The sequence below is a fragment of the Mycobacterium canetti CIPT 140010059 genome, from assembly GCF_000253375.1.
Taxonomy (GTDB): Bacteria; Actinomycetota; Actinomycetes; order Mycobacteriales; family Mycobacteriaceae; genus Mycobacterium; species Mycobacterium tuberculosis.
In genome coordinates this window covers 2231360-2252504 of sequence record NC_015848.1, presented here as the reverse complement: position 1 = coordinate 2252504, position 21145 = coordinate 2231360, and the positions used below count along the sequence as shown (strand labels likewise).

Below are 21145 nucleotides of genomic sequence, written 5' to 3'. Positions count from 1 at the left end.
TCAGGACACCATGAATGGGATGCCGACCGCGGTGACGACGATGTTGATCACGAACAAGACGATGAAGGCAAACACCACGGTTTCGTTCACCGCCCGGCCGACTCCGGCCGGGCCGCCACCGACCGACATGCCCTTATAGCAGGCGATCAGTCCGGCCATCAGCCCGAACAACGTCGCCTTGATCATCGAAATGACGACGTCCACGGTGTGGGTCAGCGTGGTAAGCCCGGTCACCCATGCCCCCGCCGAGACGTGCATGAGAAACACCGAGCAAAAGAACGCGCCGATCAGCCCCGTCGCGGTCACCACCGAATTCAGCGCCAACGACACCGTGGTGGCCGCCAGCACGCGCGGAGCCGCTAGCGCTTGGATCGGGTTGATGCCCATCACCCGCAGTGCGTCGAGTTCCTCACGGATGGTGCGCGCACCCAGATCGGCGCACATGGCGGTGGCGCCCGCGCCCGCGACCACCAAGACCGTGACGATCGGGGCGCTTTGGTTCACGGTGAAGATCGCACAGCCGGTGCCGGAAAAGTCCGCGGCACCGATGTCGGTCAGCAAGACGTTGAAGAGAAACCCCGAGATCACCGCCCATGGGATCGTCATCAACACCCCAGGCAGCGTCGACACCCGCGCCACGAACCAGCACTGAAGTAGGTATTCACGCCACGCGAAAGGCGGCTTGAACATGCACACGGACGTGTCGAGCGTCATCGCGAAGAAATCGCCCAGCGCGCCCACCGGCCGCAAGACCGGATCAGCGACCCGACCGGCCGCCTTGTCGGCCGCGATTACCATGGCGCGGCGCACCAGCTGGATTCGATGCTGGGCCGTTGGGTGAGGTGGCGCACGCTGGCCCCCCGGACAGGTCGACGATCGGTGACATTGGTGAGCGTACGCGGCAGAGACCGCTGATGTCCATAGCCAATACGCGATTGCTTGGACAACTGATCGGTAAATAGCAATGCAAACTGGCATATATTGGCTATGATGTATCTTGCTAGTATCCTATAGCGCGGGGCGATGTGCTCTGCTGCCTTGGCGGCTGACAGGCGCATCACCGGTCAAGCCGTTGCTCGAGTCACGCTGGCGAGGCACCACGATCAGGCATCAACAGCGCGCCCGACGGGCGGTGATCGGATGCCGCATCCTGACCGCCTCGATTCGGGCCCGCCGACCAGAGCCTTCGCGACCGGCGAGGTTGCCACCATGGTCGTCGAAGCAACTTGCTGCTAACGAGCCTGTAGTTTTGCCAGCCCCCACTCGCGCTTTGTCTGCAGGTTTTCAGGCTCAGCGACGGCTCATGTCGTTGCGCACGGCGAATTCGTCGACCGCCTCCTGGGGCGCGAGGAGCGCGATATGTCTATTACTGATATGCACTCTAAGAAGGGTGATAAGGATAAATTGCAATGTAATCGCGTATACAGGCGCGATGATGTATTTTGTTAGTCCGATATTGAGGATCGAGCAGGGGTGATAGGGATGCCCGATACCACGGAGGCTAGCGAGTCTCTCGTCCGAGACTTCCTGGGGTCTTGGCAGCAGCACAGCCTCGAAACGTCACCATGAACGACGGCCGGTAAGTGTCGCACCCGGTGACCGGCGCATTCGAGGTGAAGAATGAGCGGGGTGAAGCTGAGGCGATGCTGCTAGCAGGATTTGTGATTCCGGTGCGCAAGAAGGGGGTTCGAGCCGATGGCATCCGTCGCCCAACCCGTTAGGCGCCGCCCAAAGGACCGGAAGAAGCAGATTTTGGATCAGGCCGTTGGACTGTTCATCGAACGTGGCTTCCATTCGGTCAAATTGGAGGACATTGCCGAGGCGGCCGGGGTGACCGCGCGCGCGTTGTATCGCCACTACGACAACAAGCAGGCGTTGCTCGCCGAAGCGATCCGAACCGGCCAGGATCAGTACCAGAGCGCGCGTCGTCTCACCGAGGGCGAGACGGAGCCGACGCCGCGGCCGTTGAACGCCGATCTGGAAGACCTGATCGCCGCGGCGGTCGCCTCTCGGGCGTTGACGGTGCTGTGGCAGCGCGAGGCCCGCTACCTCAACGAGGACGACCGCACGGCGGTCCGGCGCCGCATCAACGCGATCGTCGCCGGCATGCGTGACAGCGTGCTGCTGGAGGTGCCCGATCTGAGTCCACAGCATTCGGAGTTGCGGGCGTGGGCGGTGTCCAGCACTTTGACCAGCCTGGGCCGGCACAGCCTAAGCCTGCCGGGCGAGGAACTGAAAAAGCTTCTCTACCAGGCGTGTATGGCCGCGGCAAGGACGCCTCCCGTCTGCGAATTGCCGCCACTGCCGGCCGGTGATGCCGCGCGCGACGAGGCCGACGTGCTGTTCTCCCGCTACGAGACCCTGCTGGCCGCAGGCGCGCGGCTGTTCCGTGCGCAGGGCTATCCGGCCGTCAACACCAGCGAAATCGGCAAGGGAGCCGGCATCGCGGGCCCGGGGCTGTACCGTTCGTTTTCTTCCAAACAGGCCATCCTGGACGCGCTCATCCGCCGCCTCGACGAGTGGCGCTGCCTGGAGTGCATCCGAGCGCTACGAGCGAATCAGCAAGCGACACAACGGTTGCGCGGCCTGGTCGAAGGGCACGTTCGGATCAGCCTGGACGCTCCGGATCTGGTGGCAGTGTCGGTCACCGAACTGTCGCACGCCTCTGTCGAAGTACGCGACGGCTACCTGCGAAATCAGGGCGACCGCGAGGCCGTGTGGATCGACCTCATCGGCAAGCTGGTACCCGCGACCAGTGTCGCCCAGGGGCGACTGCTGGTCGCGGCGGCGATTAGCTTCATCGAAGACGTCGCTCGCACCTGGCATCTCACGCGCTACGCCGGAGTCGCCGACGAGATCAGTGGCCTGGCGCTGGCGATCCTGACCAGCGGGGCAGGTAACCTCTTGCGCGCATAGCATGTAGAACAAATAGGTAGTACATTATCGGTGTGAATGAGGTGTCCATACGAACGCTCAACCAGGAGACGTCCAAGGTCCTGGCCCGCGTCAAGCGCGGTGAAGAGATCAACCTGACTGAGCGCGGCAAGGTTATCGCCCGAATAATCCCGGCTTCTGCCGGCCCTCTCGACTCACTGATCAGCACCGGCAGTGTGCAACCGGCGAGAGTGCATGGCCCGGCGCCTCGGCCCACGATTCCGATGCGCGGCGGTCTCGACTCGGGAACGCTGTTGGAGCGCATGCGCGCCGAGGAGCGGTACTAGCGCGTGATCTACCTGGAAACCTCGGCGCTGGTCAAGCTAATTCGGATCGAGGTCGAATCTGACGCTTTAGCTGATTGGCTCGATGACCGCACCGAACTACGGTGGATCACATCGGCTTTGACCGAAGTTGAGCTATCCAGAGCCATCCGCGCAGTCTCCCCAGAAGGGCTACCGGCGGTGCCCTCCGTGCTAGCCAGGCTGGACCGTTTCGAAATCGACGCGGTCATACGCTCCACCGCGGCGGCCTACCCCAACCCAGCACTGCGCTCGCTCGACGCGATACACCTAGCCACTGCTCAAACCGCCGGATCCGTTGCACCATTGACCGCGCTGGTTACCTACGACAACCGCCTTAAGGAAGCCGCCGAGGCCCTGTCGTTGGCGGTCGTCGCACCCGGACAAGCGCGATGAAGCCGGGACGAGATCACTGCTATCGCGCTGGCTATCGTACGGCCGGCCTTGGTCACCTCCCGCTCTCGACGGTCTCGTAGGTTATCCATGACGCGGTGATGGTGAACGACACCAGATCGGGTGGCACCTGAAACCGTAAACCCATTGATGCCGGGATCATCAGGCCCTGCTTGGGTGCGCGGTCTTGGGCGTCGTCGTCGGTGTCGGCGTTTCGTCGGCCGCGTAGGCCGGCACGCCACCGCCCTCGGCGAGCGCCTCGGCGTTGGCACGGGCCTGGACCGCGTTGTCGTCGATGAGCGCGGCGCCGGTCAGCTTTACCGGGGCGAGGTGCCCGACCAGGTATTGCGAGCGCGGGCTGAACGGCAACACCTCCTGCGGGCCGCGGATCGGGCCGAGCAGCTCACGCGCCAGGATGTCGACCAGGTTCTCCCGGACGGTGATCGACGTGCCGTCCGGCTGATACGTCAGCCGATATGCCGCTTCGGTGGTGTCGATCATCCAGTGTCGCCTCACCCTCTGACATGTCTGGGCGCGCCGCGCCTGGTGCGGCCATGCCGATCCCCAGGAGATTCTGCCGCTGGGGCTTGGGGTGTCCCAGGGGCTAACACCTACTACCAACAATTGGTATTGTGCGTTCGTGGGTAAGAACACGTCCTTCGTCCTCGACGAGCACTACAGCGCCTTCATCGACGGCGAGATCGCCGCGGGCCGCTACCGGTCGGCCAGTGAAGTCATCCGCTCCGCGTTGCGACTGCTCGAGGACCGTGAAACCCAGCTGCGCGCGCTTCGTGAGGCTCTCGAGGCCGGCGAACGCAGCGGCAGCTCGACACCGTTCGACTTCGACGGATTCCTCGGTCGTAAGCGGGCTGACGCCTCGCGTGCCCGGTGAGTAGCCGATACCTTCTCTCGCCTGCCGCGCAGGCACATCTGGAAGAGATCTGGGACTGCACCTATGACCGTTGGGGTGTCGATCAGGCCGAGCAGTACCTGCGCGAACTTCAACACGCTATCGACCGTGCTGCGGCAAACCCGCGGATCGGACGAGCGTGCGACGAGATTCGCCCCGGCTATCGCAAGCTCTCGGCCGGGTCACACACGTTGTTCTATCGGGTGACTGGCGAAGGCACCATCGACGTCGTGCGAGTCCTGCACCAACGGATGGACGTCGACCGGAACCTCTGACTCGATCTTGAGGAAGAATGGCCGGGCCGCATTTCCCGTCAGCCGGGGGATGATCCCGACACCATCCATTGGCGCGGTGATCAACGCGAAGATCTCCCATCGCGCCTGTCGGACATTCCCGAGGCCTACCGACATACACCCCCGCCGATACCTACCTCGGAAACACGGCGGAACGAACTCCCGCCGGTTGTCAATGAACCCCGGCGGTATGCGAATCCGCTGTAGGCGTGGCGACAAGAGCCGTAAACTGCTGTCCCGCAGTCAAGTTCAACCTCTTGTCGGCCGACCCGCCAAGATTCCCTCCCCTGCGGCTAACGCTCCACCTTCCCGGGCTCGAACCGCATCACCCGTGTTCGAGAACCTTGAACTGAGAGCCGCGGCGGGCCTTGCCTTTGGATTTCGCCTTCGCCCCTTCGGTGGCACGGCGGCGGATTCTCCACCAGTAGCGGCCCAGGATCTCGACCCGTGCCGCTGGGCTGACAGTCCAGCGCTGCATCTGGCGGTAGGTGTGGAAACCATGGTCGTCGGGCAGCTTGATTCACCCTCGTTTGGTCAGGGCGTTCCTCTCGTTGCCGGCCATTGGGCGCCGGGAGAAACCGGCATCGGCCGAGACAATATCTCAAGGGTCAACGGTGGCAGTGCGAGACGGCCGGTGAGGTCGTAGACGTATTCGCGGATGTACGGATAAAGCGCGAACCGCCCGGTCGTGGCGGCGTATGCCGTAAGTTCTTCTTCGGTGGGGTCGTCTTCACCTTCTTGCAAGTGGTAGTCGAACAGTGCCGCGAACTCGAAATCAGCGGTGGCTACGTCCTGTGTCTCGTCTTTGGTATCGCCTTCCTTGACGTCGTCGTCTGCCGCCTGGTTTTGAATGCGCAGGTGGCAAGAAATCCGCACCACAAATGCTGAGATAGTGGCCGGATCGGCATCCACAGCGGGTTCGAACTCGAGGTCGTAGGTCAGGCCCTGCGCAGGCTTGGGCGCACGATGGACAGCGGCCTGAGTGCGCAGCAGCCGGATATCGCGGATCTGTGCGCGGGCTGCCAGCCGCGCGCCAACGCGTTGCAGGTCAAGGTCGTCGGCGTCGGTTCGGTCAGTCATGCCACCTCAACCTGCCGAACCGAAATGTGGCGGGCCCAGTTCGTCTGCATCAGGATTTCCTTGTCTGCACCCACCCGGACCTGGTGGTCCCGTGCGGAGCCCCGATAAGAGGAGAGCCGATGCCACGTAGGCACTTCGCGAAGCGTGGGAACTTCGAGCACCAGCCGCAGCCGGGCGTCCAATGCACGGGCATAACGTTGCAGCGTAGACAGTTTGGGGTCGCTGGGTTCCTTCTCGAAACCGCTCACGGTGGGCTGGCGCACCCCCATACGCTTAGCAACCTCAACCTGGCTCAGCTGGCAGTGCTTGCGCAGCGCAATCAGCGCATCGACCAGCCTGCGTGCCTCCTCGGCGTCTTCGAGAGTGCCTTTGAAGCTGGGATCAGCCGCAATCGCCTCGGCAATATAGCCGGCGAGGTCGTCACCCAAAGGGAAGTCAATGCTCATGGTTGTGCTCTCCTAGCCTCGTAACAGTGGTTGGGCGTTGTTCAGATCGGTGGGGTGTCGCCGAAGGCTCTTTTCCAGATTTTCTGCCGGTCCAGGGCCGTCTCGATCTTCGTCTTGGGAGTCTTCTGCTGGTTCTTGTAGAACGCTGTCAGCGCTACGGGATGCTGGCCCCAGCGGAAGAACAGTACCCGGAAGTGGTTGTTCGCCTCATGCCATCGCAACTCCAGAATGTCGCCACGAATCGGTTTGATGCTCCCTGCGGCGAGGTCGCCGACGAGATACCGCTGCATTAGCACGATCAGCGCGGCCCGGGCCTGATCAGGAAGCTTGTCGAACTCCTTCTTGAATACCGGCCGGCCATCCACAGATGCCCGGAAGAACTTCCAGGTACCTATGGCGCGTGGATCAGGGGGCGGCACAGTTGGTCTTGTCCTGCCTCGAGTGGCGTCGTTGTCCGGCTTGGACGGGGCTCCGACGGTACCGGAGGGCAGCGACAAAGCACTTATGCACTTGGGCGACCCGCCGAGACGGTGCGACACCCATCCCGACGGCACAAGCTCAGCCGCGGCCGCTCTTGTTCTTCGTCGGATCGACGTTCACCCACTTCTGACCGGGCTTGGGCGAGGGAGGCAGACGGTGTCCCTTCGGAACGGTCACCTCGTTGCCACCGCCAACCGGGCGATACTGTCCCGACGTCGGAGCCGGCTTACCCGGGGACGTAGCTTTACGAGCCATCTGATCACCTCCTGTCCCAGACTCGATGACCACCAGCACCGGCATCCCACCCGCTGTCGCGCGGAACACGCCGGGTGTACAGTCGCAACCTGCATCCCCAATGCACACGACCCTGCTCCTGGCCATCAGACCCCGAGGTGGGGTCCTTTTCGTCTAAAACCAGCTTATACCAGAATATAGGCTGTAACCTATATGCCCAGCTAGGGGCTGCATGATGAGGTTTGTGCCCCGGCGGGCGAACACGAATATGCGCAGCACCTTGTCGTCGAACCAGCGCCGTAGGTGCTCACTCTGGGTCGGGTCGGTGCGTTCCTTGGCGATCACGCCTCGCTCAATCTCGGCCAGCGTTATCGCCACAACGAACTGTTCGGCGACTTGCACCGAGTCCGCCCACGCCGCCACGGCGGGGTGGCGTCCCGGCACGCGCAAAGCGGACACCACGTTGGTGTCCAGGACGTAGGTCACAGTTGCGGGGTGCGGGCGATCAGGCCGAGACGTTCGGGCTCGAAGTCGATGTCATGGCCACTGTCGGCGGCCAGCAGTACCGGCATGGGGACTTCTTCGCCCAACAATCCCGCGGTGAGGATCGCGCGGGCTTCCGCTTCGACGGAGTGGTGATGACGTGCAGCACGGACCCGTAGTGCCGCCTTGGTCCCCTCGGGAAGGTTGCGGATCACGATCTGCTCCATCGGAGATGACGATATCGCTTAATTGATATCGGATCGAGGTTGTCGCGGCGGACGGCGGTTGCCCCGGTTGACTCCCGTGTTCGCGATCAGGCTGGCATACGCCGAGACTGCTTGAGTCAGCCAGCCTCGGTGCTGCCTCAGCACGAGCTGCGGTCACCCGGCCCGGCAGTAGTTGGCTCGACCTGCGATGAGTTGCCACCCTGTAGCTCGCTATTAAACTTTCCGAGGATGAAAGCCGGTGAGCTGCGGGTCAATATCCAACAGGTAGCGGCTACGGCCAGCCAATGGAGCGGGCGAAGCACTGAACTCAGCGTCCTTGCACCACCTCCGCTGGGGCAGCCGTTCCAACCCACCACGGCGGCTGTGGGCGGTGCCCACGCAGCGGTTGGTCTTGCCGTGGCGGCGTTTACCGCCCGGACACACGCCACGGCCAGTGCGGTCGAGGCGGCCGCGGCGGAGTATGCCAACAACGAGGCGGCCGCAGCGACCGAGATGGCGACCGTGCCGCACTTAAGGCTGGTGTAATTGCTGCCGACCCTGTCGCATATCCACGCCTGGGACACCGAACATCTCATCGAGGCGGCCTACTACTGGACGAAGGTCGCCGATCAGTGGGAGGACGTGTTCCTAGAGATGCGTAACCGATCCCACTTCATCGCGTGGGAAGGCGCAGGCGGTGATGGGCTGCGACAGCGAACCGGCGCTGACCTACAGATAGTCAGTGGCATAGCCGAGCATTTGCGCCAAGCGAGTGGGCTTGCCCGTGAAGGCGCCGGAACCATCGGCGCAGCCCAGCGCAGGGTCATCTATGCCGTTCAAGATGCCCACAACGCGGGCTTCAACGTCGAAGAGGACCTCTCGGTCACCGACACCCGAACCAGCCGCACCGCCGCCGAACAAGCAGCTCGCCAGGCCCAAGCACAAGCATTGGCCGGGGATATCCGCCAACGCGCGACACAACTCATCGGAGTCGAACACGAAGTGGCCGCCAAAATAGCCACCGCTACCGCACCCCTTAACACCGTCGGCTTCCACGAACCCCCAATCGCACCGTCGCTACCGACACCGGTGCCCCACAACGAGAAACCGCAAATCCACGCGGTCGACCGCAGCTGGAAACAAGATCCACCCTCACCGATGCCGGGCGACCCGAAAGACATGACAGCCGCACAGGCACGCGCAGCCTGGGACGCCGTCAACGCTGACATCGCTCGGTACAACGCCCGATGCGGACGCACCTTCGTTCTGCCCAACGAGCAGGCAGCCTACGACGCGTGCATCGCGGACAAGGGTTCTCTCCTTGAAAGACAAGCCGCAATCAGAGCCCGGTTAGGCGAATTGGGCGTGCCGGTCGAAGGCGAACCCCCTCCTGCTCCCGACCCCGCTGGACCACAACCGAACGAAGGCTTACCTCCGCCCGGTGTCAGCCCGCCCGCCGAGAGCAACCTAACGGTTGGACCGCCCAGTCGTCCTAGCCAACAGGCTCGCGGCGGCGAAAGCCTCTGGGACGAGAACGGCGGCGAGTGGCGATATTTTCCGGGAGACAATTACCGCTATCCGCATTGGGATTACAACCCCCACGATTCGCCGACCGCCAGGTGGCAGAATATTCCCATCGGGGACCTTCCGACTCACAAGTGATTGGACCAGAATGACCGTTTTCCGTATCAAGCCGGATAACTACTTCGGTGACGTGGTTCTGGCGGCCGCAGACCGGGATGGGCTTCGCATTTTCCAGTACGCCGTGCGATCGGCCCATGAGAGTGGTCAGGCAACTTTCGACATAGATGGTGTACAGCAACGGATAGTTCGAGAAAGCGGAACTGCGGATATGGAACTGGGATCGCAAACCGTTGTATGGCGCTTCGATGACACGAAGTTGGTAGAAATCCTCGATAAGCTATCGCCATTGATCGATGGCGAAGGACCAGGCCACCAGTATATCGATGATTTGAATAGTCCGGCGCCGACATTGATGATATCTGTTGACGAATATGCTTGATTTACGATGTTCGGCCACAGGCAGCGCCCGTTGGCGACGCGCTGTGTCTCAACAGTGCCCGTTGCTCTTGGTCATGGAAACAGTGTTCACTGCACCTCTGACAAGCTTTTACGGTGATCGCGCATCACCTGGTTCATGAACTGGAAGCAGCGCAGCGCTTCCTTTTCGGCCGCAACATGAGCCAGCCTCTCGTCGGCGGTCGGGTGCAGGTGCTCGGGCAGCTCGGCCGCGACAGCCGCCTGACCCTGAAACCAGCTTCCATATCCCGCGACGAACGACGCCAGTCCGCTACGTAACCCCTCCGCGACTGTCCATGGACAACAGCGCGTTCTCCACCGACCGGGCCCGGGTGTGGGGTGTTTCGGCGACCGGCAGCCAGGTGGTCCACACTGCCGACGGGCGCCGCGAGCCGTTCACCGACCAGGCCGCCGAGCAAGTCCGCCCGATCGCATACTCCAACCGGTTGCGGTACTGCAGGTTCAGCTGGCGCACCTCCTCGTCGCGCTCGGCGAGGTCTTGCTCCAGCACGTCGCAGACCGGCAGGAACACGTCAGCGCCGCCGGCGTTGACGTGGAGCTTGGTCTGAAACATCCACAGCCCGATCGGGATTGGCATCGGCGTGGCACGTTCGTTGCACAACCGGATCTCGATGAGCGCTCGCCCGGACGCCTGGTCGTTGTAGCGGTCCACGCGCAGGCAGCTGGAATCCCGCAGCCCGATGGTCGCGGTGCGGCCAGGGGCGAGGTCGGCCAGATGATCAGGGGTTCGGCTGTTTCCGGGTTGCTGATGCCGAGTGTCAACGGTGGTACGGCCGGCTCGGTGGCGTGTGTCCAGTGCCTTTTCCTGCCGAAAGTGGCGGTAGACCTAATCAATCTGTCCGGCATCCAATGCTTCGCCCGCATCGAGCACGTGGCGCACGCTCAGGCGCACCCATTCGTTGTGCTGGTTGGCAAACCGGCCCAGCATGGTGCGCGGATCGGTGCCGTCGCCGGAGCCATCCTGACCGGTGACGTCATCGTCAGCCACGATGGCGAACTCTACCGTGCGGTCACAGCGCTGAGACAGAATGGTCCACGTCCACATGCGAGTCGACGGCTGCACGCACCTGCTCTATGCTCAGCCCGTAGTCGGCGAGGTCATCTGCGTCCTTCATGCTGGCTACCGCCACCGAGATTCGCTGGCCGGCAATCGTTGGTTGCCCGCTGAAACGCTATGGGTGAGCACGATATTGGGATACTCGTCGTCGGCAGGCAGCTCGGCAACGTGCCTCTCTCCGCGCTCGTCTACCCCGAGCCTTGAGCGCGGCTACGGTCGCAGTACTTGGTTGCGACGTGACCGGCAATGCCACGGTCATTGGGTGTCAATGTGGTTCGTCGTCGTCGGGTTCGCACAGGATTTTCTCGGGGTGGTGGTATCGATTGATGCGTGGTTGGCCATGGTCCAAGTGGGCCGGCGGTAGCCATTCAGTGTCGCCTTTGGCGTTCTTGCGGGTTTTCCAGCCTTTTTCGACAAGGCGATTGTCGGGGCCGCAGGCCAGTGTGAGGTCGTTGATGTCGGTACGGTGGGTGGTTGTCCACGGCGTTACGTGGTGGACCTCACTGTGGTAGGCCGGGGCGTCGCAACCCGGCCTGGAGCAGCCACGATCCTTGGCGTACAACATGATTCGCTGCGCCGGGGAAGCTAACCGCTTGGTGTGATACAACGCCAACGGCTTAGCGCCGTCAAACAATGCCAGATAGTGGTGCGCGTTGCTCGCCATCCGGATAAGGTCCGACATCGGCACCCGCGAACCACCACCGGTTACCCCCTTGCCGGTGGCGGCTTCCAGCTCCTTTAGCGTGGTGCTCACCACGATCGTTACCGGCAGCCCCTTGTGTTGGCCCAGCTCACCGGAGGCCAACAGGCCCCGCAGCCCGGCCAGTAAACCGTCATGGTGTCGTTGGGCTTGGCTGCGGGTGTCGCGGCGCACCGCGTCCGCATCCGGTGTGTCATCCACCACCGGGGTCTGGTCATCGGGGTTGCACGCCCCCGGTGCGGCCAGTTTGGCCAACACCGCCTCGATGGTAGCCCGCAACTCCGGGGTCAGCAGACCGCTGATACGTGACATCCCGTCAAATTCCTGCTTACCCATCGTGATGCCGCGCTTGCGGGCACGCTCCTGGTCGGAAAAGTTGCCGTCGGGGTGCAGCCAGTCCATCAGCTGCGTGGCCAGGCCATGCAGGTGATCGGGACGCCGACTGGTGGCCAGTTCGGCCAGCTGGGCCTCGGCGGCCTCGCGGATACCCAGATCCACCGCGGCGGACAACTCCTTGAAGAAGGCCTGGATCTCCTTAATGTGTTCTCGGCCGATCTTGCCCTCACGTTGAGCGGCCGCGGTCGCGGTCAACTGCGCTGGCAGCGGTTCACCGGTCAGGGCGCGGCGCTCACCGAGGTCTTCGGCTTCGGCGATGCGGCGGCTGGCCTCACCGGGAGTGATGTGTAGCCGGTTGGCCAACGCCGTGCGCAGCGTCCCGCCGAGCTCTTCCTCGCAGGCTTGCCCAGCGAGTTGGTTGATCAAGGCGTGCTCGGCGGCGCCCTGGCGGCGCCGTTCGACCTCGAGTCGCTGCAAACAGGCCAGCAATTCCGGGGTGGTCAACGCATCGCACTTGAGATCGAGCACCCGCGACAACGAGGCGTGGTAGGCATCCAACGCCGCGGAGATCTCCTCGCGCGTGTCCGACCTCATGCCTCGGATTCTACGAAGCACCACTGACAAGAACCGGGCCGTCATAGGCTCGGAATGATCAGTGATACAGAAGATTTCGCTCATGGCGATAAGGCCGCACCACCGCGACTTCGAGCATCATATGCCGCGTGCGGTGGTGATGCGACAGGATGTTGGACCATGAGTGACAACGGAGCCAGCCGGGTGCCTCCCGTCGATGAGACACCCGCGGCGGAATCCGCCGAACCGATCACCGCGGTGTCATTGGCGTGGCTGCCTGCCGGTGACTACGAGCGGGCGCTCGACCTGTGGCCAGACTTCGCCGGCAGCGACCTGGTGACCGGTCCGGACGGGCCGGTGGCGCACCCGCTGTACTGCCGGAGGATGCAGCAAAAGCTGGTCGAATTCGCCGAGGCTGGTTTCCCAGGACTGGCGGTCGCCGCGATGCGCGTGGCACCCTTCGCTGCCTGGTGCGCCGAACAGGGTCAGGAGCCGGACTCGCCGGAGGCCCGCGCCGAGTATGCCGCGTACCTGACAGCACACGGTGACCACGATGTGATGGCCTGGCCACCGGGCCGCAACCAACAGTGCTGGTGCGGCTCGGGGCACAAGTACAAAAAGTGTTGTGCCGCAGCGTCGTTCATCGACACGGAACCCGCACCGTGAAGACGGCCCGGTTGCAGGTGACGTTGCGCTGCGCGGTAGACCTCATCAATTCGTCCAGCGACCAATGTTTCGCCCGTATCGAGCACGTTGCGTCCGATCAGGCGGATCCACGCCCCGGAGTGTGGCATAGTAGTGGCATGAATCGCATACGGCTGAGCACTACTGTCGACGCCGCACTCTTGACAAGTGCGCGCGACATGCGGGCAGGAATCACTGACGCAGCCCTCATCGATGAGGCCCTTGCGGCATTACTGGCTCGTCATCGATCGGCCGAGGTGGATGCCAGCTATGCGGCCTACGACAAGCACCCGGTCGATGAGCCCGACGAGTGGGGCGATCTAGCGTCGTGGCGGCGGGCGGCTGGAGACTCGTGACCGCACTTCCGGCGCGCGGAGAGGTGTGGTGGTGTGAGATGGCTGAGATCGGTCGGCGACCAGTCGTCGTGCTGTCGCGCGATGCCGCGATCCCTCGGCTGCGACGCGCACTTGTCGCGCCCTGCACCACGACCATCCGAGGGCTAGCCAGTGAGGTTGTTCTTGAACCCGGTTCCGACCCGATCCCGCGCCGTTCCGCGGTGAATTTGGACTCAGTCGAAAGTGTCTCGGTCGCGGTATTGGTGAATCGGCTTGGCCGCCTCGCCGACATCCGGATGCGCGCCATCTGCACGGCCCTCGAGGTCGCCGTCGATTGCTCTCGATGACACGTCAGCAAACTAGCGAGAATCCGAGCCGGAGTTCTGACGAACGCATTCGAACGGCCCCGTGGCTCAACGAACAAGACGGCTCGCGGCCAAGCTCATTGTGATCGAAAGCAATGCGCAGAGGCCCGAATACACCGGAATCACATATGTAGCATGCCGTCGCAGGCAATGTCTCGCGTGATCTTTCGAAACCGCCTGACCCGAGGGGATCACCACAGCGCGGCAATCGTCCCGCCGTCGGCGATCTGGGTGGTGCCGGTGATCATCGACGCATCGTCGGACAGCAGGAACACCACGATGCCGGCCATCTCCTCCGGTGCGGCCATGCGGCCCTGCAGCCGGGCAATCATCGAGCGCGCACCCCCCGCGCCCAGGGCCCCGTCGAACATTGCCATGGCGGTCTGCTGCATCGGGGTGTCGACGAATGCGGGCAGCAGCGTGTTGGAGCGGATGCCCGACGAGCGCAGTTCGGCGGCGGTGATGCGGCTGAGCTGGATGATGCCGGCCTTCGACATGCCGTATGCGCCGGTGCCGCCCACCGCTACCTGGCCCGCTAACGACGACAGGTTGACAATGGCTCCCCCGCCGCGCTCGATCATCCGCGGTGCCGCATGCTTGGTGCACAGCCAGGCGCCGCGGAGATTGATCGCGATGACCCGATCGAAGTCCTCGACGGTGGTGTCGATGAGCGAAGCCAGATGAACGACACCGGCGTTGGCGACCAACTTGTCCACCCCGCCGAACGCGGCAACACAGGCGTCGACCATGGCGATGATCTGTTGTTCGTCGCTGACGTCAACCCGGCAGGCCGCTGCGCCACAACCGATTTTGGTGGCCGCGGCATCCGCGGCATCACCATCGATGTCCGCGCACAGCACATGGCAGCCCTCGTCGGCGAGTCGCCGGGCAACCGCCAGACCGATTCCGGCGCCCGCCCCAGTAACGATCGCGACCTTGCCGGCCAGGTCTGGATGGTTCAACCTGCGGCCGCCAACGTGCTGGCTTCTCGGATCGCCCCGAACATGACAAGCCCAAATCCTGGCACATCATCGGAAAGTCGGATCGCATACACCCCAAGATCGCGCAGGATCCATGTCACGGTCTCCGGCATGACATCGGTCGCCGCATCGCCCCGGGCGAACAAGCCGCACGCTTGCGCGGGTCCGGGCGGACGCAGATACAAGACCACGCCGCTGCCCTGAGCCGACATCCTCGCCAGCGCGCCGTTGAGTTCCTCGCCGCAGCGGCACGCCGTCGAGCCGAACACGTCGCCCGTCAGGCACTCGATGTGGACGTGCAGCGGCACGGGCACCCCGGCACCGACCGCACCCACGATGACCGCCAAATGCTCGCCGAGGTCGTAAACGTCACGAAAGCCGATGACACGCGAGGCGCCGGCCCAGGTGGACAGCGTCGCTGCCGTAAACCGGACCACCTGGGGCTCGATCCGCCGGCGATACGCCACCAGCTCCCCGATCGAGACCATGGCCAGTCCGTGTTCGACGGCGAATTCGACCGACTCGGCGTGGTGCGCCATCTGGACGGGATTATCGGGCGAGACGATCTCGCAGAGCGCGGCGGCCGGCCGCCGTTCCGCCAGGCGGGCCAGGTCGACGGCCGCCTCGGCGGGTCCCCGCCGACCCAGCACACCGTCGGCTTGCGCCTGCACGGGCACCACATGGCCCGGACGTTGGAAATCGGCGGCGACGGAGGTGGCCGAAGCCAGTGCCGCGATGGTCCAGGCGCGATCGCTCGCCGAGATTCCGGTGCCGGTGCCGCGAACGTCGACCGACACGCAATGCGTGGTGTCTCGGTCACACATGGGCGGCAGGTGCAGTCGCTCGCATTCGGCGCCCGGCAGCGCGACGCGCAAATAACCCGAGGTGTGCCGGACCGCAAAGGCAACCAGCCGCGGCGTCGCGGCCTGGGCGGCGAAGACGAGATAGCCATCGCCATTGGGGTCGCCGGTCAGGACCACGGCGTGACCGCCCGCCATCGCCGTGATCGCACGACGTACCCGCACATCGGTCGTCTTCATCGAGACTCCAACCGGCGGAACCGGCTACCGTGAAACACCAGCGGCGGTGTCTCGGGATCGGCGCGCACCGCGCAGATCTCCAGCAGGGCGATCAGGTGATCCCCCGCCGGGATCTCCGCGTACGGGCGGCAATCCAGCCAGGCGCCGGCCCCGGCGATCACCACACCCCCGCTGGACAATTCGCTCCAGAACACCCCGGCGAACCGGTTACCTTCCTTGCGCGACAGGCTCATACAGGCCGCGTCGTGCCCCTCGGCGAGCACGCTCACACCGAGCCGTGGGCGGTCGCGCAACTTCGGCCACGTCGTCGAACAGTTCTGCACACAGATCGATACCAGCGGCGGGTCAACTGAAACCGACGTGAACGAGCTGGCCGCCATGCCGACCGGCTGGTCGTCGACCATCGCGCAGACGGCGATCACGCCGCACGGAAAGCAGCCGAAGACCCGCCGCAGCCCGACCTCGTCGAGATGATCGACGGTCTCCGGGACCATGTCGAAGGTGCAGCTCACGGCCGCAGCCCGCCTAGGAAGTCGAGCAACAGCCGGTTGGTCTCTTCGGGCGCTTCCTGCTGGATCCAGTGTCCGACGTCGGCGATCATGTGGGTGCCGCGGTAGTTCGGCATGACTTCGTGCGCACGCTCGATGGCCTGCGCGCCCCAGATGGTGCCGACGTCATACTGGCCGCCGATGAACAGAGCCGGCGGGGTGAGCGGCTTGCCTTGCTGGTCGGCCAGGTCGTGCCAGTCGTTGTCGATGTTGTGGTAGAAGCTCAGCGGCCCGCCGAACCCGGAACGTTCGAATTCGCCAGTGTAGAAATCGAGATCGGCCTCGGTGAACCAGGCCGGCATGGTCTCCGGGTAGACGAACGCGTCCTTGAGCCGCGCGCCTTCGGCCATACACAGCGGTCCGGCACGGATCACGTCGATCGGGTCCATGGACTCCAGGTCGACGCCCGCGTCGACGGCCGCCTTGGTCGCCGCCATCATCCCCTCACCGGAAACGGTGTAGGTCAACCCGAGCAGCCAGCCCCGCAAGTCTTCCTCGATCTCGGTGATGATGCCGTCCTGCACGGCGAAATAGTCCTGATACCAGACCCTTCCGGGCCCGGCCAGCTCCAGGTGGTAGTCGCTGGGACGGCGCTCGCCGAACGGGCTGCCCGGCAGGCCGATCACGCCGCGACCGGCAAATGGAACGCTGATTCCCACCACGCCGGCGCATCGGTCGGGGTGCAGCCAGGCGAAGGTCCAGGCGACCGGCGCGCCCCAGTCGTGGCCCACCACGAAAGCCTGCTCCGCACCATAGGAGTCGAGGATGCCCACGACGTCGCCCACCAATTCCTTGATGCGATAGGCCTTTTGCACCCGGTATTTCGACGAGCGGCCATACCCGCGCTGGTCGATGGCCACCACGCGGTAGCCCGCGCCGGCAAGCGCGGGAATCTGATGCCGCCACGAGTACCAGGACTCCGGAAAACCGTGCAGCAACACCACCAACGGCCCCTGTTGGTCGGGTGGGCCGTCCGCCACGGCGTGGATGCGGGTGCCCCGGCAGTCCAAGATTCGATGAACCCGTGACATCTTGGCCTCTCCTACGCGTCTACCAGTTGATCCGCGGGTGCCGCAGGCACCGAACGATTTTCGTAGTTGCGGGCGATCAGCGTCTGCTGCCCCGACAATCGGGTTCGTGCCCATTTGCCGAGGACGCGGCCGGCGATCCTGGGTCGCATCAGCGCCGACGGCGGCTTGACCAGATGGACGACGGCCAAGAATTCCCGGTACGCGTCGAGATCGTCATGCACCAGCTCCAGCACGCGGTCCATGTACCAGGTCAGCACACCGAAATAGAAGGGGCGCTTCTTGTCGACGTCCTTCATCCAGTCGAAGCGCAGGTTCTGCTCGCGGATCACGAACCAGGCCGTGTCGGCCATCTTGGCGATCGCCCGGTAGTACCGGCGCGGCAGATCCCGGTGACCGGCGCCGTATTTGGCCAGCAGCGCCTGCATCTCACGAACTTCCTTGAGCGCCAGGCTCATACCCAATCCGGACACCGGGTCGGCGCTGGTGTACGAGTCACCCACGGCCAACAGCGCGCGCGGCAGGTTGCGTTTTTTCTCGTAGCGCAGCCGCAGCATGTTGGGATAGCGGAAATTGTAGATGGGCGAGGCCGGCTCCAGTCCGTCGATGTTTTCTCCGATGACCGGTGACGGCATCAGGTCGGCGAACTCGCGGAATTCTCGGGCGGTACGCGGCGGCGAATAGCAGTTGTAGGCCACCAGTGAGGTGGACAGGATGGTGCGGGAGCTGTCGGTGTAGTACTGCGCAGCGTAGGTGTCCTCGAAAGGGCGGTACGCATAGCAGATCACCATCACCTTGTCCTGCCACCGCCGGTCCGGTGGAACCCGGTGCTGCATCGTGGAGTAGAAGCAGTTGATGATGTCCTGTTCGGCCTCGGGAGCGCCAATGCCGATGCGGTCCAAGAACTCCGGCACGTGGGTGTTCTTGCCCGAGGCGTCCACGACGAACTCGGCGGGCACCACCTGCAAACCGTCGCCTCCGTCGGCGTCGCCCCGGTCGACGGCGACGCCGACGACGGCGTTGTTGTCGCGGTCGAAGACGAGGTCGGCCACCTCCGATTCGTACCGGAATTCGATGCGGGGTTCGTCGTCGAGCCGGCGGCGCACACACCATTCGAGCAGCGGTCTTCCGGCGCAGACGATCTCGATGTCGCTGGTGCCGGGCTTCTTCCAGGTGCCGCCGAGCCGGATGCGGTACTGCGCCGCCATGTCGACCTTGAACGCGCCCTCGCGCACCATGTCGTCGACGATGCCGGGGAAGATGCGCTCCAGCTCGATCTGCCCGGCGGTCAGCAGGTGGTGCAGGTGCCAACCCTGTGCCGCGCCCGGCCTGCCCTCGCGGCGACGGTGCGGGCCGTCCTTCTCCAGCACGATGACACGATCGAAGGTGTTGCTGAGCATCTTTGCCGCCGCGATGCCCGCGATGCTGCCGCCGATGACCACCGCGGTGCCGCGGCCGCGGCGGCGCACTTGGGCAATGTCCACGCCCGCGTAGTCCAGCCGCGCCGGGGTGCGGCGGCGCGCCGCCCCGCTGGCCACGAATTTCTCGTAGTACAACCCGACGCGGTGAAAGCCCTTGTAGTCCAGCCAGATTCGGGCTGCGTCGACCATGGCGACCGGACCGCACAGATACACGTCGGCGTCACCGCTCGCCAGCATCCGCTCGTCGAGCAGGTCGGTGACCAGCCCGGTGCGACCGTCCCAGTCGGGGTCCGGGCGCGCGACGACGACGTGCACCTCCAGGCGGCCAACGCGGCGGCGCAGCTCGGTGAGTTCGTCGAGCTTGCACAGGTCTTCGGTGCGCTCGACCCCGTAGAGCAGGTAGACCGGGTGAGCGACATCGGCATCCAGGCTCTGGGCCATCGCCAGGATCGCTGACAGGCCGGTTCCTCCGGCGACCAGGATCACCGGTCGCACGATCGGGCGCAGATAAAAGCTGCCCTTGCTGCAGCGCAGCGCGATATGGTCACCGGGCTGGGCGCGGTCGCGAAGATAATTCGACATCACGCCGTCCGGCAGCAACCTGATGATGAACTCGCACTCACCGCGGCCGTCGGCCGGATGGGCGTAGGAGTAGTTGCGCCATACGTTGGTACCGGGAACCTGCAATTGGGCGAACTGGCCGGCCTGGTATCTCAGCGCGCCGGCCATGCCAGAGGTGTCCACCCGCAGGATGGCGGTGCTGGGCGACACCAACTCGACCGCGGTCACCACACCGTCACCGGTGACCAGCAGGGCGGCGTTGTCGTCGACCGGATACTGCAGCTCGATCCGGCAATCGGAGGTAACAAACGTCTGGCAGGTGAGGATCTTTCGCGCCGCCCGCTCGACATCGGACAGTCCCTCGGTGCGTCCCATCTGGTAGCGGCCGGCGGTGCAGGTGGCCACGCAGGTGCCACAAATCCCGCTTTGGCATTCGTTGACGATGGCCACGCCGTGTTCCTCGGCGGCATCCAGGACCGTCTGGTCGCACCGCACCGGCATCGTCTTGTGCGTGCCGTCCGAATAGCCGACGGTGACCTGACGATCCGCCATGGCTACACCACCGCGATGGCGGGCTTGGTGGCGAGGCGGGCGTTGAGTCTGGGCATGACCTCGTGGGCCAGCAGCCGCAACGACTCCTTCCACGGGCCCGGGTTATCGCTGTAGTCGAACCCGAGGATCAGCAGGTGGCCGAACCCGCCGACCTGGTCGTAGGTGGCCTCGAGCTTGTCGACCACGGTCTGCACCGAGCCGACGACGAAGGTGTTCTCGGCGAGATACTCCGGTGTCACCTCGTCGTCGGGCACCGACGGATTGTGTTTGTAGAACTTGGTCATGCCGAACATCCGAAACGTCGGCAGCACATACTCACGCATGGCGCGTCCCATCGTGCCGTCCACGGCATACCGGAACGCCTGCTCATCGGTCTCGGCCACCAGCACCTCCCGCACCAGCCGCCAATCGCGGCGATCCGGGGTTCGGCCGCTGCGCTGCGCGCCAGCCAACACCGCGTCCCAGTGGGTGGCGACGTATTCGGTGTTCAGGTCTAGACTCATGGGGATGTAGCCCCGTTCGCCGGCAAGCTTGAGGGTCTCCGAGCCGGCGCTGAACCCGGTGACGCCGATGGGCGGGTGGGGCTTCTGGTACGGCTTGATGTGGCGCCTCATCAGGCCCTCGAACATCGGCGCGATTCCGTTGGCGTTCCAGTACTTTCCGCGATGTTCCCAGGGCTCGTCCTCGGTCCAGATGCGCAGCATGATCTCCAGCGCTTCCCGGGTCATTTCGCGATGCTCGCCGTTTTTGCCATCCACGTCATACAGCGCCCAGTCACCCGGGATGCCGCTGGCGCCCACGCCGAGCATGAAGCGGCCCTGGGCGAGGTGATCGAAATAGGCCACCCGGTGGGCCAACTCGACCGGATGATGGTAGGGCAACAAATGCGCGCCGGGCGCGAGTTTGATCCGTTTGGTGCGCAGCAGCGCCTGCGCCAACAGCAGATCGGGGGCGCAGATCGGCTCCCACGGCACGGTGAAGTGTTCGCCGACCCAGGCCTCCACGTAGCCGAGTTGGTCGGCCAGCTCGATGATGTCCAGATCCCACTGGGTGGCGTCGTAGAGGGTGCGCTCCGGTGGATGGGCCGGCATGAGGAATATCCCGATCTCCATGGTCAACCCTTCCCGGTTGTTCGGTCCGATG

30 protein-coding genes and 1 pseudogene are annotated in these 21145 nt (G+C 64.4%); 16 read left to right on the top strand and 15 right to left on the bottom strand.

Translation table 11 applies throughout. The features are described 5' to 3' along the window. On the bottom strand, nucleotides 1-798 hold the full coding sequence (locus tag MCAN_RS10330) for an MlaE family ABC transporter permease (RefSeq protein WP_014001033.1): 798 nt from the start codon (nucleotides 796-798) through the stop codon (nucleotides 1-3). An 897-nt stretch (nucleotides 799-1695) separates the two neighbouring features. Here MCAN_RS10330 and mce3R point away from each other — a divergent pair. Genes mce3R through MCAN_RS10310 form a run of 3 tightly spaced genes read left to right on the top strand, consistent with a single transcriptional unit; the run spans nucleotide 1696 to nucleotide 3632 of the window. Continuing rightward, nucleotides 1696-2916, top strand: coding sequence for a TetR family transcriptional regulator Mce3R (mce3R, locus tag MCAN_RS10320; RefSeq protein WP_014001032.1), 1221 nt, complete (start codon nucleotides 1696-1698; stop codon nucleotides 2914-2916). A 32-nt stretch (nucleotides 2917-2948) separates the two neighbouring features. Then, nucleotides 2949-3221, top strand: a complete 273-nt coding sequence (locus MCAN_RS10315) for a type II toxin-antitoxin system Phd/YefM family antitoxin (RefSeq protein WP_003899100.1) — start codon at nucleotides 2949-2951, stop codon at nucleotides 3219-3221. Between the two features lie 3 nt (nucleotides 3222-3224). Next, entirely contained in the window at nucleotides 3225-3632 is a 408-nt protein-coding gene (locus MCAN_RS10310; protein ID WP_003409913.1) for a type II toxin-antitoxin system VapC family toxin, read from the top strand. 159 nt (nucleotides 3633-3791) lie between these two features. Here MCAN_RS10310 and MCAN_RS10305 read toward each other — a convergent pair whose 3' ends face one another. Then, the gene (locus MCAN_RS10305) at nucleotides 3792-4283 is read right to left on the bottom strand and encodes a hypothetical protein (protein ID WP_014001031.1); all 492 of its coding nucleotides are present in this window, start codon (nucleotides 4281-4283) and stop codon (nucleotides 3792-3794) included. Here MCAN_RS10305 and MCAN_RS10300 point away from each other — a divergent pair. The 3 genes from MCAN_RS10300 to MCAN_RS10290 are packed head-to-tail and all read left to right on the top strand — an operon-like array spanning nucleotide 4270 to nucleotide 5478. Continuing rightward, nucleotides 4270-4521, top strand: a complete 252-nt coding sequence (locus MCAN_RS10300; protein ID WP_014001030.1) for a type II toxin-antitoxin system ParD family antitoxin — start codon at nucleotides 4270-4272, stop codon at nucleotides 4519-4521. The genes MCAN_RS10305 and MCAN_RS10300 overlap by 14 nt on opposite strands. Next, complete coding sequence (locus MCAN_RS10295; RefSeq protein WP_003409896.1) at nucleotides 4518-4814, top strand: type II toxin-antitoxin system RelE/ParE family toxin; 297 nt, start codon at nucleotides 4518-4520, stop codon at nucleotides 4812-4814. The genes MCAN_RS10300 and MCAN_RS10295 overlap by 4 nt, the downstream gene beginning before the upstream one ends. Before the next feature lie 49 nt (nucleotides 4815-4863). Further along, nucleotides 4864-5478, top strand: a complete 615-nt coding sequence (locus MCAN_RS10290; protein ID WP_014001029.1) for a hypothetical protein — start codon at nucleotides 4864-4866, stop codon at nucleotides 5476-5478. On the opposite strand, the gene secBL is transcribed toward MCAN_RS10290, so the two are convergent. From secBL to higB, 3 genes are read right to left on the bottom strand one after another with little or no spacing between them, the layout of a single operon-like run. After that, a complete protein-coding gene (gene secBL, locus MCAN_RS10285; RefSeq protein ID WP_003409891.1) occupies nucleotides 5367-5912 on the bottom strand; it encodes a SecB-like chaperone SecBL in 546 nt (181 codons plus the stop codon). The genes MCAN_RS10290 and secBL overlap by 112 nt on opposite strands. Then, nucleotides 5909-6358: a type II toxin-antitoxin system antitoxin HigA gene (higA, locus tag MCAN_RS10280; RefSeq protein ID WP_003409886.1), complete on the bottom strand. Its 450-nt coding sequence runs from the start codon at nucleotides 6356-6358 to the stop codon at nucleotides 5909-5911. Before higA ends, secBL begins: the two co-directional genes overlap by 4 nt. Before the next feature lie 41 nt (nucleotides 6359-6399). Further along, nucleotides 6400-6777, bottom strand: coding sequence for a type II toxin-antitoxin system toxin HigB (gene higB, locus MCAN_RS10275; RefSeq protein WP_162138899.1), 378 nt, complete (start codon nucleotides 6775-6777; stop codon nucleotides 6400-6402). Here higB and MCAN_RS22805 point away from each other — a divergent pair. Continuing rightward, a complete protein-coding gene (locus MCAN_RS22805; protein WP_014001027.1) occupies nucleotides 6752-7273 on the top strand; it encodes a hypothetical protein in 522 nt (173 codons plus the stop codon). The genes higB and MCAN_RS22805 overlap by 26 nt on opposite strands. Here MCAN_RS22805 and MCAN_RS10265 read toward each other — a convergent pair. Continuing rightward, nucleotides 7247-7558 carry a PIN domain-containing protein gene (locus tag MCAN_RS10265; RefSeq protein ID WP_003409881.1) on the bottom strand — a complete coding sequence of 104 codons (312 nt, stop codon included), beginning with the start codon at nucleotides 7556-7558 and terminating at the stop codon, nucleotides 7247-7249. The two genes, MCAN_RS22805 and MCAN_RS10265, sit on opposite strands and share 27 nt — an antisense overlap. Then, nucleotides 7555-7770 carry a FitA-like ribbon-helix-helix domain-containing protein gene (locus MCAN_RS10260; RefSeq protein ID WP_003409878.1) on the bottom strand — a complete coding sequence of 72 codons (216 nt, stop codon included), beginning with the start codon at nucleotides 7768-7770 and terminating at the stop codon, nucleotides 7555-7557. The genes MCAN_RS10265 and MCAN_RS10260 overlap by 4 nt, the downstream gene beginning before the upstream one ends. 240 nt (nucleotides 7771-8010) lie before the next feature. On the opposite strand from MCAN_RS10260, the gene MCAN_RS10255 reads away from it, so the two are divergent. The 5 genes and pseudogenes from MCAN_RS10255 to MCAN_RS10240 all read left to right on the top strand — a co-directional run bounded on the left by MCAN_RS10255 (nucleotide 8011) and on the right by MCAN_RS10240 (nucleotide 10080). Continuing rightward, a complete protein-coding gene (locus MCAN_RS10255) occupies nucleotides 8011-8307 on the top strand; it encodes a hypothetical protein (RefSeq protein ID WP_014001026.1) in 297 nt (98 codons plus the stop codon). Continuing rightward, nucleotides 8308-8500, top strand: a pseudogene (locus MCAN_RS21435) (hypothetical protein). A gap of 20 nt (nucleotides 8501-8520) precedes the next feature. Next, the gene (locus tag MCAN_RS10250) at nucleotides 8521-9423 is read left to right on the top strand and encodes a hypothetical protein (protein ID WP_080603716.1); all 903 of its coding nucleotides are present in this window, start codon (nucleotides 8521-8523) and stop codon (nucleotides 9421-9423) included. Nucleotides 9424-9433: 10 nt separating this feature from the next. After that, complete coding sequence (locus MCAN_RS10245) at nucleotides 9434-9784, top strand: hypothetical protein (protein ID WP_003409871.1); 351 nt, start codon at nucleotides 9434-9436, stop codon at nucleotides 9782-9784. Nucleotides 9785-9897: 113 nt separating this feature from the next. Then, the gene (locus MCAN_RS10240) at nucleotides 9898-10080 is read left to right on the top strand and encodes a hypothetical protein (protein ID WP_003409870.1); all 183 of its coding nucleotides are present in this window, start codon (nucleotides 9898-9900) and stop codon (nucleotides 10078-10080) included. Here MCAN_RS10240 and MCAN_RS10235 read toward each other — a convergent pair. Then, nucleotides 10073-10474: a hypothetical protein gene (locus tag MCAN_RS10235; RefSeq protein ID WP_003409869.1), complete on the bottom strand. Its 402-nt coding sequence runs from the start codon at nucleotides 10472-10474 to the stop codon at nucleotides 10073-10075. The genes MCAN_RS10240 and MCAN_RS10235 overlap by 8 nt on opposite strands. 63 nt (nucleotides 10475-10537) lie before the next feature. Here MCAN_RS10235 and MCAN_RS10230 point away from each other — a divergent pair, with 63 nt between their 5' ends. Beyond that, nucleotides 10538-10990, top strand: coding sequence for a lipoprotein (locus MCAN_RS10230; RefSeq protein WP_003899095.1), 453 nt, complete (start codon nucleotides 10538-10540; stop codon nucleotides 10988-10990). Between the two features lie 154 nt (nucleotides 10991-11144). Here the strand turns inward: MCAN_RS10230 and MCAN_RS10225 are convergent, their stop codons facing one another. Further along, nucleotides 11145-12509 carry an HNH endonuclease signature motif containing protein gene (locus MCAN_RS10225; RefSeq protein WP_009939438.1) on the bottom strand — a complete coding sequence of 455 codons (1365 nt, stop codon included), beginning with the start codon at nucleotides 12507-12509 and terminating at the stop codon, nucleotides 11145-11147. Nucleotides 12510-12563: 54 nt separating this feature from the next. On the opposite strand from MCAN_RS10225, the gene MCAN_RS10220 reads away from it, so the two are divergent. The 3 genes from MCAN_RS10220 to MCAN_RS10210 are packed head-to-tail and all read left to right on the top strand — an operon-like array spanning nucleotide 12564 to nucleotide 13854. Continuing rightward, nucleotides 12564-13154 (top strand): SEC-C domain-containing protein, encoded by a 591-nt coding sequence (locus MCAN_RS10220; RefSeq protein WP_014001024.1) that lies wholly within the window; start codon nucleotides 12564-12566, stop codon nucleotides 13152-13154. Next, on the top strand, nucleotides 13151-13528 hold the full coding sequence (gene mazE5, locus MCAN_RS21430) for a type II toxin-antitoxin system antitoxin MazE5 (RefSeq protein ID WP_003409780.1): 378 nt from the start codon (nucleotides 13151-13153) through the stop codon (nucleotides 13526-13528). The genes MCAN_RS10220 and mazE5 overlap by 4 nt, the downstream gene beginning before the upstream one ends. After that, a complete protein-coding gene (locus tag MCAN_RS10210) occupies nucleotides 13525-13854 on the top strand; it encodes a type II toxin-antitoxin system PemK/MazF family toxin (RefSeq protein ID WP_003409778.1) in 330 nt (109 codons plus the stop codon). Before mazE5 ends, MCAN_RS10210 begins: the two co-directional genes overlap by 4 nt. Nucleotides 13855-14063: 209 nt before the next feature. Here the strand turns inward: MCAN_RS10210 and MCAN_RS10205 are convergent, their stop codons facing one another. From MCAN_RS10205 to MCAN_RS10180, 6 genes are read right to left on the bottom strand one after another with little or no spacing between them, the layout of a single operon-like run. After that, nucleotides 14064-14834 (bottom strand): SDR family oxidoreductase, encoded by a 771-nt coding sequence (locus MCAN_RS10205; protein WP_003409775.1) that lies wholly within the window; start codon nucleotides 14832-14834, stop codon nucleotides 14064-14066. Beyond that, nucleotides 14831-15892, bottom strand: a complete 1062-nt coding sequence (locus MCAN_RS10200; protein ID WP_014001023.1) for a 3,4-dihydroxy-2-butanone-4-phosphate synthase — start codon at nucleotides 15890-15892, stop codon at nucleotides 14831-14833. Before MCAN_RS10200 ends, MCAN_RS10205 begins: the two co-directional genes overlap by 4 nt. Next, a complete protein-coding gene (locus tag MCAN_RS10195; protein ID WP_003409718.1) occupies nucleotides 15889-16404 on the bottom strand; it encodes a flavin reductase family protein in 516 nt (171 codons plus the stop codon). The genes MCAN_RS10200 and MCAN_RS10195 overlap by 4 nt, the downstream gene beginning before the upstream one ends. After that, nucleotides 16401-17471, bottom strand: coding sequence for an epoxide hydrolase EphB (ephB, locus tag MCAN_RS10190; protein ID WP_014001022.1), 1071 nt, complete (start codon nucleotides 17469-17471; stop codon nucleotides 16401-16403). The genes MCAN_RS10195 and ephB overlap by 4 nt, the downstream gene beginning before the upstream one ends. An 11-nt stretch (nucleotides 17472-17482) precedes the next feature. After that, nucleotides 17483-20002, bottom strand: a complete 2520-nt coding sequence (locus tag MCAN_RS10185) for an FAD-binding oxidoreductase (protein ID WP_014001021.1) — start codon at nucleotides 20000-20002, stop codon at nucleotides 17483-17485. 2 nt (nucleotides 20003-20004) lie between these two features. Further along, a complete protein-coding gene (locus MCAN_RS10180; RefSeq protein ID WP_014001020.1) occupies nucleotides 20005-21114 on the bottom strand; it encodes an LLM class flavin-dependent oxidoreductase in 1110 nt (369 codons plus the stop codon). Between the last annotated feature and the right edge of the window lie 31 nt (nucleotides 21115-21145).

Excerpts from the sequence above, each read along its gene's own strand:
- MCAN_RS10330 (WP_014001033.1), bottom strand. The coding sequence starts at position 798 with ATGGTAATCGCGGCCGACAAGGCGGCCGGTCGGGTCGCTGATCCGGTC.
- mce3R (WP_014001032.1), top strand. The coding sequence starts at position 1,696 with ATGGCATCCGTCGCCCAACCCGTTAGGCGCCGCCCAAAGGACCGGAAG.
- MCAN_RS10290 (WP_014001029.1), top strand. The coding sequence starts at position 4,864 with ATGATCCCGACACCATCCATTGGCGCGGTGATCAACGCGAAGATCTCC.
- secBL (WP_003409891.1), bottom strand. The coding sequence starts at position 5,912 with ATGACTGACCGAACCGACGCCGACGACCTTGACCTGCAACGCGTTGGC.
- higA (WP_003409886.1), bottom strand. The coding sequence starts at position 6,358 with ATGAGCATTGACTTCCCTTTGGGTGACGACCTCGCCGGCTATATTGCC.
- MCAN_RS22805 (WP_014001027.1), top strand. The coding sequence starts at position 6,752 with ATGGCGCGTGGATCAGGGGGCGGCACAGTTGGTCTTGTCCTGCCTCGA.
- MCAN_RS10255 (WP_014001026.1), top strand. The coding sequence starts at position 8,011 with ATGAAAGCCGGTGAGCTGCGGGTCAATATCCAACAGGTAGCGGCTACG.
- MCAN_RS10245 (WP_003409871.1), top strand. The coding sequence starts at position 9,434 with ATGACCGTTTTCCGTATCAAGCCGGATAACTACTTCGGTGACGTGGTT.
- MCAN_RS10230 (WP_003899095.1), top strand. The coding sequence starts at position 10,538 with ATGATCAGGGGTTCGGCTGTTTCCGGGTTGCTGATGCCGAGTGTCAAC.
- MCAN_RS10225 (WP_009939438.1), bottom strand. The coding sequence starts at position 12,509 with ATGAGGTCGGACACGCGCGAGGAGATCTCCGCGGCGTTGGATGCCTAC.
- MCAN_RS10220 (WP_014001024.1), top strand. The coding sequence starts at position 12,564 with ATGATCAGTGATACAGAAGATTTCGCTCATGGCGATAAGGCCGCACCA.
- MCAN_RS10200 (WP_014001023.1), bottom strand. The coding sequence starts at position 15,892 with ATGAAGACGACCGATGTGCGGGTACGTCGTGCGATCACGGCGATGGCG.
- ephB (WP_014001022.1), bottom strand. The coding sequence starts at position 17,471 with ATGTCACGGGTTCATCGAATCTTGGACTGCCGGGGCACCCGCATCCAC.
- MCAN_RS10185 (WP_014001021.1), bottom strand. The coding sequence starts at position 20,002 with ATGGCGGATCGTCAGGTCACCGTCGGCTATTCGGACGGCACGCACAAG.
- MCAN_RS10180 (WP_014001020.1), bottom strand. The coding sequence starts at position 21,114 with ATGGAGATCGGGATATTCCTCATGCCGGCCCATCCACCGGAGCGCACC.